Source organism: Autumnicola aciditolerans (assembly GCF_041679265.1).
Classification (GTDB): domain Bacteria; phylum Bacteroidota; class Bacteroidia; order Flavobacteriales; family Flavobacteriaceae; genus Autumnicola.
Window position 1 is genome coordinate 1 of the sequence record NZ_JBGFSM010000058.1, and the last position, 2243, is coordinate 2243.

The 2243-nt window shown below is 33.9% G+C and carries 2 protein-coding genes; both read left to right on the forward strand.

Annotation, left to right across the window (positions count from 1 at the left end; all coding sequences use genetic code 11):
- Positions 1-121: 121 nt before the first annotated feature.
- Entirely contained in the window at positions 122-1072 is a 951-nt protein-coding gene (locus AB8M93_RS18680; RefSeq protein ID WP_373060496.1) for a DUF1259 domain-containing protein, read from the forward strand.
- Positions 1073-1229: 157 nt separating this feature from the next.
- Positions 1230-2036: a hypothetical protein gene (locus tag AB8M93_RS18685; RefSeq protein WP_373060498.1), complete on the forward strand. Its 807-nt coding sequence runs from the start codon at positions 1230-1232 to the stop codon at positions 2034-2036.
- Positions 2037-2243: the final 207 nt, after the last annotated feature.

Genomic DNA, 2243 nt, shown 5'->3' on the forward strand with positions numbered 1-2243 from the left:
CAGGCTTTGCTTGCTACGCCTGATTTTCCTTCGGAAAATCACGCTTGCCCGCAGCACTGTTTTTATATGAATCGTTGGGCGTCATATAAAAAAAACTGAAATCTTAACAAAAAACTGAATTATGAAAAAAGCATTGATTTATTTAGTAGTATTTTCACTAATTACTTTTGGTTGCGAGCAATCTACCAAGAAAGACGGTTTAAAAGAATCGGCTGAAAAACCTTCGGAAAACAACAAGGAATTAAGGGCATTAGATATTGAAACCTTACAATCGGAACTTGGAATCGAAGGGAAGGAGCAAAATGGACAATTTAAAGTTACCGTTCCACAAAATGACCTAAATGTTACGGTTGATGGATTTAAAATTATTCCTCCTATGGGATTGGGTAGCTGGGTAGCATTTGCACCAACATCTGAACAACCAATGCTTATGGGCGATATTGTGGTGACAGAAAAAGACTTAAAACCAGTACAGCAAGAAGTAATCAAACAAGGACTAACGATTACTGCGATTCATAATCATTTTGTAAGGAATGAACCTGATGTAATGTATATGCATATTGGCGGAATGGGGAGCGAAAAACAATTAGCTAAAAGTGTCAAAGCCATTTTTGATAAGGTAACGGAAGTTAGGGGGGTCAATCCATCCAGCGCAGAAAAGTCAGCAGTAGAAAACAGTCTTGACACCAAATTGATTGATAGCATCTTAGGGTATAGTGGGACGATGAACAACGGAGTGTATAAGATTACTATTGGAAGACCTGATGTGAAATTAAAAGAACACGGTGCTCCAGTAAGTACATTTTTAGGATTCAACACTTGGGCAAGTTGGCAAGGAACACCCGAGAAAGCAGCAGTAGCAGGAGATTTTACAATGCTTACTGATGAAGTAGCACCAGTAATAAAGGCTTTGGTTGAAAACGACATTGAAGTAGTTGCCGTTCATAATCATATGGTAAACGAAAATCCAAGAATTTTCTTCCTACATTATTGGGGTGTGGGATCAGCAGAAAAATTAGCAAAAGGATTAAGAGCGGCTTTGGACAAAACGGGAGTAAATAATAGTAAATAACGGGAAATAAAAATACGAACGCCCAACACCGTGTATAATTAATGGCTAGTTCTCGCCTACTTACGAAAATCCTCGCGGATTTTCTATTCGTTTTTTATTTGCTAAATTAGGTGGTTAAACACGCCACTAATCATACACAAACACGTTGCCAACAATTATGAACGACCGATATAAAAATGATGAGTTTTTTTCACCTGAGCATATTTATGAATATGAAAATATTCATAAATATGACAATCCAAAAATAAACTCTGAAAGCATTCGAATTTCAAGTTTATCTTTTCTATGGCACGTTGCTGGAAAAAAAGAAAAAGAACGAGTGAAAGGCGAATGGATTAAAATAATCCCAAACTTGAACAAAGTAAAGCGGATTTCTATCACTTGTGGAATTAATCAAGAGTTTCTTGATATTTTTTGTGAATTACCAAATCTTACTGACTTAATAATTGACAGTTCAAAGGCAACTGACTTAAATCCAATTTTAAAACTGACAAAAATCAAAAGGTTAGAACTTGAAAGATTTACTCAACTTAAAGACATTTCACCGATTGCAAAAATTGAACTGACTCATTTAAGAATTGAAAACTCTTTTAAAGTTAAGAATTATGAAAAAATTGGACAAATAACTTCTCTAATTGGACTTTCTCTTAATGGAGATACTTTTGCACCAAAAAATTTGAGGCTCAAAAGTTTAAAAGCTTACGAAAATCTAAAAAAATTAAAACATTTGGATTTAAATTCCGCATCTATAATTGACAAGAATTCATACATAAGTCTGTTAGAGCTTAAGAATTTGGTTAGATTTGACATTTTAGTAATTGTACCAAAAGAAATTAAGAAAGTTATTTTAGAAAATCATAAAACGTTGAATTCGGGAAATTTTACGGATTGGGATGATAAGAACAAAAAGTTTTATGATAACAAAGATTGGGAAATTAAAAAATTAGAAGAACTGAAAAAATAACTGTTGGCAACACCGTATAACAACAATTGCGGCTTTGTGTCCTGCGGACACTACCGCGCAAGCATAAAAGTCGGTAATTTTAGCTATCTTAGTTTTTAATCAATCCGCAACTGATTGTTATACAAGACCATTGCCACACATTTGAAAAAAACACTATACATATCATTTTTATTTATAGCAATAATTTTGACTTCTTGTCAAAACGAA

Excerpts from the sequence above, each read along its gene's own strand:
- AB8M93_RS18685 (WP_373060498.1), top strand. The coding sequence starts at position 1,230 with ATGAACGACCGATATAAAAATGATGAGTTTTTTTCACCTGAGCATATT.
- AB8M93_RS18680 (WP_373060496.1), top strand. The coding sequence starts at position 122 with ATGAAAAAAGCATTGATTTATTTAGTAGTATTTTCACTAATTACTTTT.